General features: G+C 60.9%; 15 protein-coding genes and 1 pseudogene. 5 read left to right on the top strand and 11 right to left on the bottom strand.

Going from position 1 to position 16,351, the window contains the following annotated elements:
- Positions 1-64 precede the first annotated feature (64 nt).
- A complete protein-coding gene (locus ABWV42_RS09015; RefSeq protein WP_353339841.1) occupies positions 65-1,639 on the bottom strand; it encodes a 2-isopropylmalate synthase in 1,575 nt (524 codons plus the stop codon).
- Between the two features lie 352 nt (positions 1,640-1,991).
- On the opposite strand from ABWV42_RS09015, the gene ABWV42_RS09010 reads away from it, so the two are divergent.
- Both ABWV42_RS09010 and ABWV42_RS09005 read left to right on the top strand, forming a co-directional pair.
- The gene (locus tag ABWV42_RS09010) at positions 1,992-2,648 is read left to right on the top strand and encodes a pyridoxamine 5'-phosphate oxidase family protein (protein ID WP_353339840.1); all 657 of its coding nucleotides are present in this window, start codon (positions 1,992-1,994) and stop codon (positions 2,646-2,648) included.
- Positions 2,649-2,690: 42 nt separating this feature from the next.
- On the top strand, positions 2,691-3,353 hold the full coding sequence (locus ABWV42_RS09005; RefSeq protein WP_353339839.1) for an SDR family NAD(P)-dependent oxidoreductase: 663 nt from the start codon (positions 2,691-2,693) through the stop codon (positions 3,351-3,353).
- A gap of 139 nt (positions 3,354-3,492) precedes the next feature.
- On the opposite strand, the pseudogene ABWV42_RS09000 reads toward ABWV42_RS09005, so the two are convergent.
- A pseudogene (locus ABWV42_RS09000) lies at positions 3,493-4,629 on the bottom strand (IS3 family transposase).
- 274 nt (positions 4,630-4,903) lie between these two features.
- Between ABWV42_RS09000 and ABWV42_RS08995 the strand changes: the two are divergent.
- The gene (locus tag ABWV42_RS08995) at positions 4,904-6,568 is read left to right on the top strand and encodes a DUF262 domain-containing protein (RefSeq protein WP_353339838.1); all 1,665 of its coding nucleotides are present in this window, start codon (positions 4,904-4,906) and stop codon (positions 6,566-6,568) included.
- A gap of 66 nt (positions 6,569-6,634) precedes the next feature.
- Here ABWV42_RS08995 and ABWV42_RS08990 read toward each other — a convergent pair whose 3' ends face one another.
- Positions 6,635-7,549: a LysR family transcriptional regulator gene (locus ABWV42_RS08990; RefSeq protein WP_353339837.1), complete on the bottom strand. Its 915-nt coding sequence runs from the start codon at positions 7,547-7,549 to the stop codon at positions 6,635-6,637.
- Between the two features lie 146 nt (positions 7,550-7,695).
- On the opposite strand from ABWV42_RS08990, the gene ABWV42_RS08985 reads away from it, so the two are divergent.
- Entirely contained in the window at positions 7,696-9,363 is a 1,668-nt protein-coding gene (locus tag ABWV42_RS08985) for a GMC family oxidoreductase (RefSeq protein WP_353339836.1), read from the top strand.
- 14 nt (positions 9,364-9,377) lie between these two features.
- Here ABWV42_RS08985 and ureG read toward each other — a convergent pair whose 3' ends face one another.
- The 8 genes from ureG to ABWV42_RS08945 form a co-directional block, all read right to left on the bottom strand.
- Entirely contained in the window at positions 9,378-10,025 is a 648-nt protein-coding gene (gene ureG, locus ABWV42_RS08980) for an urease accessory protein UreG (protein ID WP_353339835.1), read from the bottom strand.
- Positions 10,022-10,666, bottom strand: coding sequence for an urease accessory protein UreF (locus ABWV42_RS08975; RefSeq protein WP_353339834.1), 645 nt, complete (start codon positions 10,664-10,666; stop codon positions 10,022-10,024). The genes ureG and ABWV42_RS08975 overlap by 4 nt, the downstream gene beginning before the upstream one ends.
- A complete protein-coding gene (ureE, locus tag ABWV42_RS08970; protein ID WP_353339833.1) occupies positions 10,650-11,096 on the bottom strand; it encodes an urease accessory protein UreE in 447 nt (148 codons plus the stop codon). The genes ABWV42_RS08975 and ureE overlap by 17 nt, the downstream gene beginning before the upstream one ends.
- 10 nt (positions 11,097-11,106) lie before the next feature.
- On the bottom strand, positions 11,107-12,867 hold the full coding sequence (ureC, locus tag ABWV42_RS08965) for an urease subunit alpha (protein WP_353339832.1): 1,761 nt from the start codon (positions 12,865-12,867) through the stop codon (positions 11,107-11,109).
- A 146-nt stretch (positions 12,868-13,013) separates the two neighbouring features.
- Positions 13,014-13,319, bottom strand: a complete 306-nt coding sequence (locus ABWV42_RS08960) for an urease subunit beta (RefSeq protein ID WP_353340375.1) — start codon at positions 13,317-13,319, stop codon at positions 13,014-13,016.
- On the bottom strand, positions 13,316-13,483 hold the full coding sequence (locus ABWV42_RS08955) for a hypothetical protein (RefSeq protein ID WP_353339831.1): 168 nt from the start codon (positions 13,481-13,483) through the stop codon (positions 13,316-13,318). The genes ABWV42_RS08960 and ABWV42_RS08955 overlap by 4 nt, the downstream gene beginning before the upstream one ends.
- Positions 13,484-13,495: 12 nt before the next feature.
- On the bottom strand, positions 13,496-13,798 hold the full coding sequence (locus ABWV42_RS08950) for an urease subunit gamma (RefSeq protein WP_353339830.1): 303 nt from the start codon (positions 13,796-13,798) through the stop codon (positions 13,496-13,498).
- Between the two features lies 1 nt (position 13,799).
- Positions 13,800-14,567 carry an urease accessory protein UreD gene (locus ABWV42_RS08945; RefSeq protein ID WP_353339829.1) on the bottom strand — a complete coding sequence of 256 codons (768 nt, stop codon included), beginning with the start codon at positions 14,565-14,567 and terminating at the stop codon, positions 13,800-13,802.
- Between the two features lie 456 nt (positions 14,568-15,023).
- Between ABWV42_RS08945 and urtA the strand changes: the two genes are divergently transcribed.
- A complete protein-coding gene (gene urtA / locus ABWV42_RS08940) occupies positions 15,024-16,304 on the top strand; it encodes an urea ABC transporter substrate-binding protein (RefSeq protein WP_353339828.1) in 1,281 nt (426 codons plus the stop codon).
- Positions 16,305-16,351: the final 47 nt, after the last annotated feature.

The raw sequence follows: 16,351 nt of genomic DNA, 5'->3' as shown, positions 1-16,351 counted from the left end.
CTGTCTTGATGTGCAAAGGCCGCCCGCGGGGGACGGCCTTTGGATGTCATGTTCGCGTTCGGTCTCAGGTCACGTCGCGATAGGAGATTTCGCGTTCGTCGACGCCTTCACCCAGTTTGCCACGGCGCACGATCAGGCGGTTCAGGGCGTGGATGTAGGCCTTGGCCGAGGCGACCACGGTGTCGGTGTTGGCCGACTGGCCGGTGGTGATGACCCCGTCTTCCTCGAGGCGCACCGAGACGGTGGCCTGGGCGTCGGTGCCTTCGGTCACGGCGTGGACCTGATAGAGTTGCAGGCGCGCGGTGTTGGGGTGCAATTCGCGGATGGCCTTGAAGGTGGCGTCCACGGGGCCGTCGCCAAAGCTGGTGGCCTGCACGTCCTTGCCGTTGATCTCCATCTCGACGGTGGATTCCGCCTGACCGCCGGTGCCGCAGGTCACTTTCATCGAGACCAGCTTGAGGGCGTCGTTGGCATCATCCTCGCCGATGCGCATCAGGGCGATGAGGTCGTCGTCGAACACTTCTTTCTTGCGGTCGGCGAGATCCTTGAAGCGCACGAAGACGTCTTTCAGCTGGTTGTCGCCGATCTCGAAGCCGAGGTGTTCGAGCTTGTCGCGCAGCGCGGCGCGGCCCGAGTGTTTGCCAAGCGGCAGCGAGGTGCCCGAGAGGCCCACGTCTTCGGGGCGCATGATCTCGAAGTTTTCGCGGTTCTTGAGCATGCCGTCCTGGTGGATGCCGCTTTCATGCGCGAAGGCGTTCTTGCCGACGATGGCCTTGTTGGGCTGCACGAGGAAGCCCGACACGGTCGAGACACGGCGCGAGATGGCCATGATCTTGGTGGTGTCGATGCCGGTGTGCCATGGCATGATGTCGTTGCGGGTTTTCAGCGCCATCACCACCTCTTCGAGGGCGGTGTTGCCGGCGCGTTCGCCAAGGCCGTTGATGGTGCATTCGATCTGGCGGGCACCACCGGCGACAGCGGCCAGCGCGTTGGCCGTGGCCATGCCGAGATCGTTGTGGCAGTGGGTGGCAAAGATCACATCGTCGGCGCCCGGCACGGTTTCGATCAGGCGCTTGATCAGGTCGGCGCTTTCGACGGGGGCGGTATAGCCTACGGTGTCGGGGATGTTGATGGTGGTGGCACCGGCCTTGATGGCGATCTCGATCACGCGGCAGAGGTAATCCCACTCGGTTCGCGTGGCATCCATCGGCGACCATTGCACGTTTTCGCAGAGGTTGCGGGCGTGGCTGACGGTTTCGTGGATCTTGTCGGCCATCTCGTCCATGGTCAGGTCGGGAATGGCGCGGTGCAGCGGCGAGGTGCCGATGAAGGTGTGGATGCGGTTCTGACCGGCGTGTTTCACCGCTTCCCAGCAGCGATCAATGTCGGCAAAGTTGGCGCGGGCGAGGCCGCAGATGCGGCTGTTCTTGGAGCGTTTGGCAATTTCGCTGACGGCCTTGAAGTCACCTTCCGAGGCAATCGGGAAACCGGCCTCGATGATGTCGACACCCATCTCGTCGAGCATCTCGGCAATCTCGAGTTTCTCGTCGTGGGTCATGGTGGCGCCGGGCGACTGTTCGCCGTCGCGCAGGGTCGTGTCAAAGATCAAGACGCGGTCTTGTTTGGCAGTATCGGTCATTGGAAGTCTCTCTTTTTTCTCCTGGGGGTCCGGTGGGGTTCGGGCGCGAAGCAGTTATCCTCTGAGCGGTCGCGCCAGCACCGGCACGCTCAGAGGCGGGCTAGGAGAAGAAGGTCGGCCAGAATCGCAGCGCGGGTGCGCTGTGCGGGTGCTGCGATATGTGCCGTGATCATCATGGCGGCGATTTATACATGCCGCGTGGGAAATGAAAAGCCTCATTCGCGGGTTTTTCTGTGCGGGGCGGGATGGGGCTTTTGCAGAATTGGTATGCAAAGAAAGTGCGATAGTGGACATTTTTGCAGGCCCAAAGCTGGCTTACTTCGGCCCTCAAGACGATCAAGGAGGCCGGACCATGGCAAAAGACACTCTGGACAAGACCGAGCGGACGCGGCTGCGGCGGCTGCACGAGAAGGGATCCTACGAGCGCGAGGTGATTCACCAGATCCTCGATGCGATGCCGATGGCCCATATCGGTTACGTGATGGATGGCAGCCCGTCGGTGCTGCCGACGTTGCAGTGGCGCGAGGGCGATCACGTCTACTGGCACGGGTCTTCGGCCAGCCGGGCGCTGAGGGCGATGAAGGGCAACCAGGTCTGCATGACCGTGTCGATCCTGGATGGCTATGTGCTGGCGCGGTCGGCGCTGCATCATTCGGTGAACCAGCGGTCGGTGATGATCTTTGGCGAGGCCGAGCAGGTGATGGAGGCGGACGCCAAGGAAGTGCATATAAAGCGCATGTTCGATCAAATCTTTCCCGGACGTTGGGAGGCGCTGCGGCCGTTGCAGCCGCAGGAGACCAAGGCGACGGCGATCTTTCGGATGCCGATCACCCAGGCCTCGGCCAAGTTGCGGGATGCGCCGCCGGCTGATGACGAAGAGGACTATGCGCTGCCAATCTGGGCCGGTGTAGTGCCGATCCGGATGCGGCTTGGCGCGCCGGTCGCCGACCCGCGGGTTCTGGAGGGGGTCGAACCGCCCGCGCATCTTGGTGATATCCGCATCGGGTAGTCGCCGTCTTGCCGCGCCACTTTCAGGGGCTAGATGCAGCGCATGAGACGCGCATTGGTGATTGGAAACAGTGGTGGTATCGGCGGGGCCCTTGCGGGGGCCTTGCAAGAGAGCGGCGTGGCGGTCACGGGCCTGTCGCGATCGGAACACGGGTTCGATGTGACCGATCCGGCCTCTGTCGAGGCGGGGATGGCGGGGCTGTCGCCCGGGTTCGACATGATCCTCGTAGCCAGCGGGGCGCTGACGGTTGTTGCGCCCCGGCCCGAGAAATCGCTGGCAGAGCTGACCGCGGAAGAGATGGCGGCGCAGTTCGCGGTGAATGCCATTGGTCCAGCGCTGGTGCTGCGGCATGTGCCGCGCCTGTTGCGGCGGGACGGGCGGGGTGTCGTGGCGGTGCTGTCGGCGCGGGTCGGCTCGATCGGGGACAACCGGATGGGCGGCTGGTACAGCTATCGGGCGGCCAAGGCGGCGGTGAACCAGATCGTGCACGGCGCGGCCATCGAATTGGCCCGTAGTCACCGCGAGGCGATCTGTGTCGCCCTGCACCCCGGCACGGTGGCGACCGATTTCACCAAGGCCTATGCCGGCCGTCAGAAACTAGCGCCTTCCGAAAGCGCGGCACATATGCTTGGCGTGCTGGACGGGCTGACGCCGGAAGACAGCGGCGGGTTCTTTGCCTGGGATGGGGAGAGGATCGAGTGGTAGGGGGGGAGACGGTGAGATAGTTTGCCAGACGCTGTGCTTTGGGAAATTGGCAGCAAGACGCGGTTAGATACTATTGCAAGTGACCTGAGCCCCAAGTTACCTCCACCTCGCGGAGAGTCCTTGGGTTTGGTTGATGGCCTTACGCGGCCAGTTTGTCCATCGTTCTTTTCTCAGCAAATTCTCTGGGCGTCAGGTTACCGAGCGCCGAATGTGGTCTGTGGGTGTTGTAGTCCTCCTGCCATTCTTCCAGCGTGTCACGGGCCTCAGCCAATGAGGTGAAGAGCGTCTCGTTCAAGCATTCGTCGCGCAGCTTGCCGTTGAAGCTCTCGATGAAGGCATTCTGGGTTGGTTTCCCTGGCGCAATGTAGTGCCAGTCGATGCAGGTCTCCTGCACCCATCGTAGAACGGCCATACTGGTAAACTCGGTTCCGTTGTCAGACACGATTGTTCCAGGCACCCCGCGCTCTTCAATCAGCCGGTCCAGTTCTCGCGTGACCCGTAAGCCCGACAGCGATGTATCGGCCACCAGCGCTAGGTTCTCCCGCGTGTGATCATCCACCACGGTCAGGATACGGAAGCGGCGACCATCGGTCAGTGCATCAGATACGAAATCGAGGCTCCAACGCTGGTTCGGACCATCTGGCACAACCATCGGCCTTCGCGTGCCCAGAGCCCGCTTTCTACCACCCCTGCGGCGCACCTGGAGCTTCTCTTCGCGATAGATCCGACGGAACTTCTTGTGGTTCACTTGCCAGCCCTGCCGTTCGACCATCACATGCAGCCGCCCCTCTCGGGACATTGCTTCGCAATGCCCTGCCGGGCAGTGGATAGCCGAACCGGCGACGTTCCTTGGCGACCACCTTCATGGCATCGCGCAGCTCCGTATCATCTGACCAACGCGTTTGATACCGCACTGTAGAACGATCCACGTCCAGAGCAGAGCATGCCCGACGCTGGCTCACCTGATGCGCCTCCATCAGATGGGCCACTGCTTTGCGCTTGGCGTCGGGCGTTACCACTTTTTTGAGTTCACATCCCGAAGCATGGCGTTGTCCAACATCTGCTCAGCTAAGAGCTTCTTCAGCTTCGCGTTCTCGGCTTCCAGCGCACGGAACTTCTTGGCATCTGACGGCTCCATGCCGCCATACTTTGACTTGTATTTGTAGAAGGTGCCTTGGCTGATCCCATAGCGCCTGCACACGTCAGCCGTCTTCTCGCCAGCTTCCTGTTCCTTGATCATCTGAATGATCTGTTCGTCGGTGAATCTCGTCTTCATTTGTCCGTCCTACAGTTGGGCGGACTCTACACAAAGCTGGAGGAGATTCAGGGGCTCAGGTCACAAGTTCGAAGAGCACCAAACGTATCAACTGCAAAGACGGTCCGAACAAGTCATTTGCCGGACAATGAAACGCCGCAGGGCTAGTTTTCCCAAGCAGACTTTGGCTACGTTTTTTCGAGAAGATAACCCAAACAAAGGTTGGGCTACTTTGGGTTGAACTGACAGTTAAGTTGGCGATAAATAATGACGATTTTTTTAGCAAGGTGAGTTCATGACAGATTCTAAAATCGAAGCCAATAACAGGTCGCTGGGTGAAATTTTCGGCAAAGACAATTATCGCTTTGAAATCCCTGCGTATCAGCGTCCTTATTCTTGGACAAAAAAGGAGGCAGGCGAGCTTCTAGAAGACGTTATCGAGGCAATGAACGAGGGTAGAGATCAATACTTTCTCGGTAGCCTTGTTCTAGTCAAAACTCCTGGCGAAAAACTTGCGCAAGTTGTCGATGGCCAACAGCGGTTGACCACACTAACCATACTATTTTCGGTGTTAAGGGACCTGATGGCCGAGGACCAAGCCATTAGTGGTGCAATCGACAAGTTCGTTACAGCTGAACGAGATGCATTGAACAAGCAAAGCCAAGGAACTCCTGTGCTGCTTGTTCGCAACAAAGTACAAGAACGTACGTGTTTTTGGGATGTCGTACAAAGGCCGGGTGCAACATTGTCGTCCCCGCAGCCCAGTTCCGCAAGCCCTGTTGTTGCACAACTCTATGTAAGCAACGCGAACTCATTGCGGTCCGACGTGTTGCGTGCAGCTTTAGATATTCCCAAACTTGTCACATATTTGCGTGATAAGTGCTTCCTAGTCGTGGTGGAGGTCCCTTCTCCGAGTGAAGCGCGCCGTATTTTCCAAGTTCTCAACGCACGCGGCCTCGACTTGCAAGCAACCGATTTTCTCAAGGCGCAAATACTCGAAAAGTGCTCTTGCGAGAAAGTGATGGAACAGTACGCAGAGCGCTGGGAGATCCATGAAGAAGCCGTGGGTCGCGATGTGTTCGCACAACTGTTCACGCACATAAGGATTATGAAGGCGGGAAGAAAATCCAAAGGCGCGTTGGAGGATCAGTTCTCCAAGGACGTGAAAGAGTTCGGGGAAATATCTAACTTCTTTAACCGTGTTCTTGATCCGATTGTGGATCACTACTTGGTTTGCTCAGATAACCAAAAGGCAGTGAACGATTTCGGTGATGAATGCGCCGAGAAGCTGCGTTCTCTGTGGCGTGTGGACAACAGGAATTGGCTTCCTCCGTTGCTCGCCTACCTTTGCAAATTTGGAAGTGAGGGTTTCCATGACTTTCTTGGTCGGCTAGAGCGCCAAACATATTACCTTTTCGTCATGCGAAAGTATGAAAACGTTAGAATTAATCGTGCAGTTGACGTTCTGAAGGCGATTGAGGATGCCGAGTCTTCCACCGACTTGTTGTCTGATGCACGGCTTGATCTTTCAAAACATGAGCGAAAGGAGTTTCTCGAAGCACTAGATGGCGACATCTACGGTACAAAGCCTTGTTTGCCTGTCTTGTTGCGCCTCAATGACGCTATCTCAGAGGGTGCGCTTATCTACACTGGGAAGACAACCATTGAGCATGTTCTTCCCCAAACTCCGGGAGAAGGGTGGAAGGACTTTAGCGAAGAAGACTATGAAGAATGGACCGATCATCTCGCCAACCTTGTGCTGCTTTCGCGAAAAAAGAACTCGAGTGCCGGAAACAAGCCTTTCAAAGAGAAAAAGGAAAGCTATTTCTGCGACGAAAACGGAAAGACATCCTTTCCATTAACGCAAGACGTTTTGCTTGAAGAAGAGTGGGACTTGAGGGCGCTGAGATCACGTCGCAAGAAGCTTCGAGCGAAAATGAAGTCAATTTGGGATATCTAAAATCGAGTTGCGTGCGCAGGTTACGCAGCTGGAACAGCGCATTTGATGGTGTCCGGCCTGAACCGGCTATTGCCAGACGTGTTTCAGGAGGCTGAAGAGGGCCGAGATTGTCGGGCTGCCCTTGTTGGGGGCGAGGGTGATGAAGCTGAGGCAGGCGGGGACCGAGACGGAGTTGCAGACGGCGAGGCCAAAGGCCTGTTTCTGGTGCAGGGCGATGGACTCGCGGCACAGGCTGAGGCCGATCCCGGAGCGGACCATTTCCAGCATCGAGGATTCCTGATCGACAAGGGCGACGGCGTTCTGCGTGCAGCCTTGCTGTTCGAACACCCTGCGCAGCAGGCGGTGGTGGGCAGAGGTTTCGGGCGTGCCGATCCACGGCAGCCGGGCCAGCGTGGGCCAGTCGGCGTGGTCAATCTTGGTCTGCCACCCAGCGGGGGCAATGACGCGGTAGGTGAAATCGGCCAGTTTGAAAGCGTGGATCGGCTCGTCATCTTCGACGCGGTTGCCGGTGATCTCGTCGGGGGCGCTGAGGAAGAAGCCGGCGTCGATCTGGCCGCGTTTCAGCCAGGCGAGGATGTCGCCGCTGACGCCGTGCAGCAGTTCGGTTTCGATGTCCGGGTATTCGGCGCGCAGGTGGCTCAGCATCCGGCCCAGGCGAATGAATTCGGGATCGACAACGGTGCCGATCTTGAGCGTGCCGCTTACGCGGCCGACACGCTGGTTGGCGCTGCGGCGGAATTCGGCCATGGCCAGCAGAACCTGTTCTGCCTTGTCGAGCATCGCGGCGCCGTCGCTGGTGATCTGCAGGCCGGTTGCGGTTCGGGTGAACAGCGTGATGCCGGTCTCTTCGCTTAGCCGTTTGATCTGGTGGCTGACGGCGGGTTGGGTCAGGTTCAGAACCTCGGCGGCGCGTGACACGCTGCCTTCGCGGGCCACGGTCACGAAGGCCAAGATCGTGTTAATATTCGAGAAACGCTCCATATAAAAATCCCTAATATAGCATTGTGAGATTTGTCATTAGGTATTTGTGCCCCCGTGGCCCCATGAAGGGTGCATGATGTGCCTTGAGAGCGCGCGTCGTGCGTCGCGTTGGCGGCATGGATGATGAAACGAGGGATGGGTGAGACGTGTCTGAGGGTGAGAACAGGTTTGACTATATCGTGGTTGGGGCAGGCTCGGCGGGGTGCCTGATGGCGAACCGGCTGAGCGCGGACCCGAAGAACCGGGTGCTGTTGCTGGAGGCGGGCAAGCCCGACACCTATGCGTGGATCCATATTCCGGTGGGCTATCTCTATTGCATCGGCAACCCGCGGGCCGACTGGATGTACAAGACGCAGCCCGCCAAGGGGCTGAACGGTCGCAGCCTGCTGTATCCGCGTGGCAAGACGCTGGGTGGGTGTTCGTCGATCAACGGCATGATCTATATGCGCGGGCAGGCGCGGGATTATGACAACTGGGCGGCGTTGACCGGCGAGGCGGCGTGGAGTTGGGAGAACTCGCTGGAAGACTTCAAGGCGCATGAAGACCATTACAAGCTGGATGGCGGGGCTGATCCGGTTACCGGTGACAACAGCCGGTTTTCCGACATGCACGGCCATGGCGGGGAGTGGCGGATCGAGAAACAGCGGCTGCGTTGGGATGTTCTTGACAGTTTTGCGGATGCCGCGGTGGAGACCGGGATTTCGCGCACCGAGGATTTCAACACCGGCGACAATGCGGGCGTGGGCTATTTCGACGTCAACCAGCGTTCGGGTTGGAGGTGGAATACCTCGAAGGCGTTTCTGCGTCCGGCCAGGTCGCGGCCGAACCTGACGGTCTGGACCGAGGCGCAGGTCGAGAAGCTGACATTCGACAGGGGCGCGGATGGCGCGTTGCAGTGTTCCGGTGCCGTGGTGCATCGCGCGGGCAGGCCGGTCACGGCCCATGCGCGCAAGGAGGTTGTTCTCTCGGCGGGGGCGGTGAACTCGCCGCAAATTCTGCAGCTGTCGGGGATTGGTCCGGCGGGGGTGTTGCAGGAACACGGCATCGAGGTGGTGATGGATGCCCCTTATGTGGGGGAGAACCTGCAGGATCACCTGCAAATCCGTGCGGTTTATAAGGTCAAGGGGACCAGAACCCTGAACACGCTGGCGAATTCGCTGGTGGGCAAGGCGCGGGTTGGGCTTGAGTATATGTTCAAGCGAAGCGGGCCGATGAGCATGTCGCCAAGCCAGCTTGGAGCGTTCACGCGGTCAGACCCGAGCCGGCCGCATGCCAACCTTGAATACCATATCCAGCCGCTGAGCCTTGAGGCCTTTGGTGAGGACCTGCATGAGTTTCCCGCGATGACGGTGAGTGTCTGCAACCTCAACCCGACCAGCCGTGGCCACATCCGGATCGCGTCTTCGGATTTCCGTAAGGCGCCGGAGATTGCGCCGAATTACCTTGATACCGAGGAAGACCGCATTGTTGCGGCGCAGAGCCTGCGGCAGGTGCGCGAGATCATGGCGCAGCCCGCGATGCGGGCCTATGAGCCGGAAGAGTTCAAGCCGGGCATCCAGTATCAGAGCGATGAAGAGCTGGCCCGTCTGGCGGGGGACATTGCCAGCACGATCTTTCACCCGGTTGGCACGATCAAGATGGGGCGGGTCGATGACGAGACGGCGGTTCTTGATCCGCACCTGCGTATGAAAGGGGTGGCGGGGCTGCGTGTGGTTGATGCGTCGGTGATGCCGGAGATTACCAGCGGCAACACGAATTCGCCCACGATCATGATCGCGGAAAAGGCGGCGGGCTGGATGCTGGCGGGCCAGTAGGGCCAGCCAGTTGTTCAGGATGCGGCGCGTTCGGGTTCCGGTGTCTGCAATGTCAGGCCACCGATCTCGGCCAGCAATGCCAGCACATCGGCCACGCCTTCGCGGTGGCGCATGGCAGTGAAGACAAAGGGCCGCCCCTGTCGCATCCGCGTGGCATCGCGGTCCATCACCTCGAGCGAGGCACCGACGTGCGGGGCCAGATCGGTTTTGTTGATAATGAGGATGTCGGACTTGGTGATGGCGGGGCCGCCCTTGCGCGGGATTTCCTCGCCTGCGGCGACGTCGATCACGTAGAGCGTCACGTCGGCGAGTTCCGGGCTGAAGGTGGCGGAGAGGTTGTCGCCGCCGCTTTCGATCAGCACGACTTCGACGTCGGGATGGCGCTCGACCATTTCCGCCACGGCGGCGAGGTTGATCGAGGCATCTTCGCGGATGGCGGTGTGGGGGCAGCCGCCGGTCTCGACCCCGATGATCCGGTCCTGGGGCAGGATTTGCAGCCGGGTCAGGGCTTCGGCGTCTTCCTGGGTGTAGATGTCGTTGGTGATCACCCCGATCGAATGCGTCTCGCGCAGGGCTTCGCTCAGGGCGGCGGTCAGGGTTGTCTTTCCGGCGCCGACGGGGCCGCCGATGCCGACGCGGAGGGGTCCGTTCATCGTGCTCATGTGCGGAAAATCCTTGAATATTGGGTTTCGTGTTTCATCGCGGCGATGTCGCCAAGGAAGGCTGTGCTCGTGAGGGCATCAAGCGAGCCCGCGCAGGTCTGGTCCGCGATTTCGGTGCAAAGCGGGGTGAGATCGCGGATCAGCCTTTGGCCGTCGGTCTGCCCCAGGGGCACCAGCCGCATGGCGACCGCGGCAAGGTTGGAGACAAAGGCCATCAGGTAGAATTGCGTGGCGAGGTCCAGCGGCAGGCCTTCGAGGCGCGCTGCGCGGCCGACGGCGACCGGATAGGTCAGTTGGGCGAGGTCGGTTGCCCAGACTTTGGCCGTGACATCGCAAAAGGCCGCACCCTGCAGGCGGGTTTCCTTGAGGCGTTCTGAGGAGGCGGCAAAGGCGCGGGAGGTTGCGTCGATCTCGGCGAGGTCTTCCTGTTCGGCGTGATAGGCGGCGGCGAGGAACAGGCCATCGTTCCAGCCCGCGCCGTGGCGCAGCACGTCTTCGATCCATGCGCGGGTCTGCGCGGCGGTGGCCACGTCGCCCACCTCAATGGCCCATTCCAGCCCGTGGGAATAGGCAAAGGCCCCCACCGGGTAGGCGGGTGAAAACCATTGGGTCAGCCTGAGGATGTCAGTGGCTGTGGCCATGGGTGCGTCCGTGTCCATAGGCTCCGCCTTCGGGGGTGAAAGGTTCGACCACCTCGCGCACCGTGGCGCCGATCTTGCCAAGCATGTCGCGGATCACATGGTCGCGCTGGATCAGCAGGCGGGTCGCTTCGATCTGGCAGGGGGTGTGGCGGTTGCCGATGTGCCAGGCAAGGCGCGGCAGGTCGGGGCCGGTGACTTCCAGAAGGTTTTCGGGGGCGGCAACGATGCCGATCTCGCGACCGTCTTCCAGCACCAGAACGCCGCCGTGGTCGAGCGAGGTTGTCTTGGGCAGGTCGACCAGGATGGATTGCCCATCCTCGGTTTTCAGAACCTTGCGCCGCAGGAAACGCGCTTCGTAGTCGAGCGCGATCTGGGAGGCGAGGGCCTTGTGGGCGTGGGCGTGATAGGCGCGGGCGATGGTTTGGGTCATTTTCGATGCCTCAGAACAGGAAGTAGCGTTGCGCCATGGGCAGGGTTTCGGCCGGTTGGCAGGTCAGGAGTTCGCCATCGGCGCGCACCTCGTAGGTTTCGGGGTTCACCTCGACCTCTGGCGTTGCGGTGTTGAGTTTCAGGTGGGATTTGCCGATGTTGCGGGTGTTCTGCACGGCCAGCGTCTGCTTGGCGAGACCGAGGCGGTTGCCGATGTCGGCGTCCTGTGCAGCGGCGCTAACGAAGGTGACGGCAGAGTGTTCGACCGAGCGGCCATAGGCGCCGAACATGGGCCGCGAATAGACCGGTTGCGGGGTCGGGATCGAGGCGTTGGGATCGCCCATCTGGGCCATGGCGATGGTGCCCCCCAGAAGAACCATTTCCGGTTTTACGCCAAAGAACGCGGGATTCCAGAGCACCAGATCGGCGCGTTTGCCTTCTTCGATCGAGCCGATCTCATGGGCAATGCCGTGGGCGATGGCGGGGTTGATGGTGTATTTGGCGATATAGCGGCGGACGCGGAAATTGTCGTTGTCGCCGGTTTCTTCCGGCAGTTGGCCGCGCTGTTTCTTCATCTTGTCGGCGGTCTGCCAGGTGCGGATCAGCACTTCGCCGACGCGGCCCATGGCCTGACTGTCCGAGGCGATGATCGAAAAGGCGCCCATGTCGTGCAGGATGTCTTCGGCGGCGATGGTCTCGCGGCGGATGCGGCTTTCGGCAAAGGCGACGTCTTCGGGGATCGACTTGTCGAGGTGATGGCAGACCATCAGCATGTCGAGGTGCTCTTCCAGCGTGTTCACGGTGAAGGGGCGCGTGGGGTTGGTCGAGGACGGCAGGACGTGTTCCTCGCCGCAGATCTTGATGATGTCGGGGGCGTGTCCGCCGCCTGCGCCTTCGGTATGGAAGGCGTGGATGGTGCGGCCCTTCATGGCGGCGACGGTGTTTTCGACAAAGCCCGATTCATTCAGGGTGTCGGTGTGGATCATGACCTGCACGTCCATGGCGTCGGCCACCGAGAGGCAGCAGTCAATCGCGGCGGGGGTTGTGCCCCAGTCCTCGTGCAGCTTGAGGGCGCAGGCGCCGCCAAGGATCTGTTCTTCCAGCGCATTCGGAAGGGAAGCGTTGCCCTTGCCCGCGAAGGCGAGGTTCATCGGGAAGGCGTCGGCGGACTGCAGCATGCGGCCAAGGTGCCAGGGGCCGGGGGTGCAGGTGGTGGCAAGCGTGCCATGGGCGGGGCCGGTGCCGCCGCCGAGCATGGTGGTGAGGCCGGAGTGCAGTGCGTCTTCGATCTGCTGCGGGCAGATAAAGTGGATGTGGCTGTCAAACCCGCCTGCGGTCAGGATGCGGCCTTCGCCGGCGATGGCCTCGGTGCCGGGGCCGACGGGGATGTTGACGCCCGGTTGCGTGTCGGGGTTGCCCGCCTTGCCAATGGTGTGGATGCGGCCGTCCTTGAGGCCGACATCGGCCTTGTAGATGCCGGTATGATCCACGATCAGCGCGTTGGTGATGACGGTGTCGACGGCGCCTTCGGCGCGGGTGGTCTGGGCCTGTCCCATGCCGTCGCGGATCACCTTGCCGCCGCCGAACTTGACCTCTTCACCATAGAGTGCGGCGTTCGGGCCTGATCCTCCGGTCTGGGCGGCACCGGCCAGTTCCGCCGTCAGATCGCGTTCGACTTCGATGATGAGGTCGGTATCGGCAAGGCGCAGGCGGTCGCCTGTGGTGGGGCCGAACATGGCGGCATAGTCAGAGCGGTGGATGGTGGCGGGCATATGTCGTCTCTTCTTTTGTCTGGTCCACACCCGAAGAGGTTTTTCACCAAGGGCGGGTCCCGACCGCGGGTGGGGGTGAAGCCCCCGCCCATGGGGGCGGTCGGGGGCTGCCCGGGCCTGAGGCCCGGGCGGGAAGATGTCTTAGGTCACAGGTCCCCCATGACCTTTTGATTGAAGCCGAACACGCGGCGTGCGCCGCCAATCGGGATCAGCGCAACCTCGCGCCGTTGGCCCGGTTCGAAGCGGACGGCGGTTCCGGCGGCGATATCCAGCCGCAGGCCGTAGGCGGCGTCGCGGTCGAAATCGAGCGCGGGGTTGGTTTCGGCAAAATGGTAGTGGCTGCCGACCTGAACCGGCCGGTCGCCGGTGTTGGCGACCATCAGCGTGGTGACCTCGCGGCCTTCGTTGAGGGTGATTTCCCCTTCGGCCGGAAAGATTTCGCCGGGGATCATTTCCTGCGCGCCCATGCAAACGTGGCCACGCTGGCGGCGGTGAGCGCGCCAATCAGAAGCGGCAGCCAGACCGGATCATCCGCGTGCGGGTGCATATGCGCGCCGGTATGGGCAAAGGCGGGCGCGGCGGCGATGAGAGCAAGTGCGGTCAGGGTGGGTTTCATAATGGGGCTCCTTCAGCGGATCGGATTGTGAACGGTGACGAGTTTGGTGCCATCGGGAAAAGTGGCTTCGACCTGCACTTCGTGGATCATCGAGGCGATGCCCTCCATGCACTGGTCGGCGGTGATGACATGGGCGCCTGCTTCCATCAGGTCGGCCACCGAACGGCCATCGCGGGCGCCCTCGACAACGGCGTCGGTGATGAGGGCGATGGCCTCGGGGTGGTTGAGTTTCACGCCGCGGGCAAGACGCTTGCGGGCGACTTTGGCGGCCATGGCGACCAGAAGCTTGTCTTTTTCTCTGGGGGTCAGGTTCATCTCACATCATCCAGCATCGGGGGAGGGGGCTGCCGTTCAGGCGGTGCAGGACCGGCAGAAGGGTTTGTCTGAGGTCAAAGCTGTCTTCGGCCAGAAGGCGCAGGACAAGCGTGTCATCGTGCAGGAGGCTGACGCCTGCGGTGTCGGGCAGGGCGGCCTGCAAGGGGGCGAGGTGCGCTTCGGCATTGGCCGCGACCAGCACCACGAGGGCCATTGCACCGGCACCGTTCGCGATGGAGGGGCGGGCAAGATGGCGGGCCACGTTGCCATTCAGGGCCATGGCATCAAGAAAGAGCGGGGTTCCTTCGCGGCGGATTTCGATGCGGTCGCGAAACCGGATGTCGGTCAGGGTTTCGCCCATGGCAGGGCGGCCCAAGACCAGCGGTTCGACCATCAGGAATGAGGCATCGGCAGCGAGGTCGACCCGCAAGTGGCGATCAAGCGCGCTGCCGTTGAAGAGGATGGTTTCCTGCGGCAGCCAGTTGACGCGCGCGCCGGATGCGATCTTGAGCCGGTTGCGCAGGCGTCCGACCTGACCGGCCTGCGCCTTGTAGGCGCGTTCGCAGGCCTGGGTGGTCAGGGTCAGGGTGGTTCTTGGTGCGGCGTGGGCGGAGAAGGTGAACTGGTCGCCCCCGGTCACACCACCGGCGGTGTTGAGGAGAACAGCCTCAAGCGCAGGACCGCGGCTGCGCGGGAAGAGACATTTGAAAGAGCCGGATTGGCGAAAATCATTCAGGACGCTGCCCGTGCCGGAGGTCTTGGTGCCCACATGCACGGTGCCCAGCGCGCGGGGCGGCTGGACGTGGTGAGCGGTCGATATGTCTGACTGTTGGGTGATCGGCTTGATCCCGGGTCATTTCGGACTGCCTCAGGTTTTGCCATCCAAAGGGCAAATCGCCATTGCAAACGGCATTTTGCGGACAGAGCGCGGCTCTTGCTGGTTATTTTTTGGGCAGTAGTCGGGATGGGAGTCTGAAAATTAGGCGCTCACTGGCGGTGGTCAGGAAAACCCCACCCCCAAGTTTGCTAAATTCGCTGCGATGCAGAATCGATAGGGCACTCGCCGGGGACAGCTTGTCCGAAATCGGGGGTGTGTGGCGACCATACGAATTGGACCTCGAAGCGGCCGCCACACGAAATGCAACATCAAGTTGCGGGGGATAGCTAATGGGATGGGGCACATATGTGCAAGCCCTGACGGCGACGGACCCGCCTGGAGGATCGTATGAACTTTCTTAAATCCACACTTGCCGGATCGGTTGTTTTTGCCACGCTGGCGGGCGCTGCCATGGCCGACGAAGACACCATCAAGGTTGGCGTGCTGCACTCGCTGTCGGGCACCATGGCCATTTCGGAAACCACTTTGAAAGACACCATGCTGATGCTGATCGACCAGCAGAACGCAAAGGGTGGCCTTCTGGGCAAACAGCTGGAGGCCGTGGTGGTCGACCCGGCATCGGATTGGCCGCTGTTTGCCGAAAAGGCCCGCGAGCTGCTGACCGTGCACGAGGTGGACGTGATCTTTGGCAACTGGACCAGCGTTTCGCGCAAATCGGTGCTGCCGGTGATCGAAGAGCTGAACGGCCTGCTGTTCTATCCGGTGCAGTATGAAGGCGAGGAATCGTCGAAGAACGTGTTCTATACCGGTGCCGCGCCGAACCAGCAGGCGATCCCTGCGACCGACTATTTCCTTGAGGAACTGGGCGTCGAGAAATTCGCGCTGCTGGGCACCGACTATGTTTATCCGCGTACCACCAACAACATCCTGGAAAGCTATCTGAAGGGCAAAGGCATCGCGGATAGCGATATCTTCGTGAACTACACGCCCTTTGGCCATTCGGACTGGTCCAAAATTGTGGCGGACGTTGTCGCGCTGGGCGCGGACGGTAAGAAGGTCGGCGTGATCTCGACCATCAACGGCGACGCCAACATCGGCTTCTACAAGGAACTGGCGGCGGCTGGCGTATCGGCGGATGACATTCCGGTTGTGGCCTTCTCGGTCGGTGAAGAAGAGCTTGCCGGTCTGGACACCTCGAACCTTGTTGGTCACCTGGCGGCGTGGAACTACTTCCAGTCGGCAGACAGCGATGTGAACGCATCCTTCGTGGAAACCTGGAAAGCCACCATGGGCGAAGAGCGTGTGACCAACGACCCGATGGAAGCGCATTATATCGGTTTCAACATGTGGGTGAACGCGGCGACCGAGGCCGGTTCGACCGAAGTTGATGCGGTTCGTGCGAAGATGTACGGGCAGGAGTTCCCGAACCTGACCGGCGGTACTGCGGTGATGCTGCCGAACCACCACCTGGCCAAGCCGGTGCTGATTGGTGAAATCCAGGAAGACGGCCAGTTCGACATCATCAGCCAGACCAGCGAAGTGCCGGGCGATGCCTGGACCGATTACCTGCCGGAATCGGCGGTTCTCGTTTCGGATTGGAAAGATCTGGGTTGCGGTATGTACAACACCGAAACCAAGAGCTGTGTTCAGACCCTGTCGAACTACTGATCCTGACATTGGGAAGGGGCCGAGCACTGGCCCCTTCCACCCAAACA

Origin of the sequence: Pelagimonas sp. KU-00592-HH (assembly GCF_040369695.1) — a bacterium.
In the GTDB taxonomy this organism is placed as follows: Bacteria; Pseudomonadota; Alphaproteobacteria; order Rhodobacterales; family Rhodobacteraceae; genus Shimia.
The sequence above is the reverse complement of the archived record's forward strand: the minus strand, read 5'-3'. Positions and strand labels throughout refer to the sequence as shown.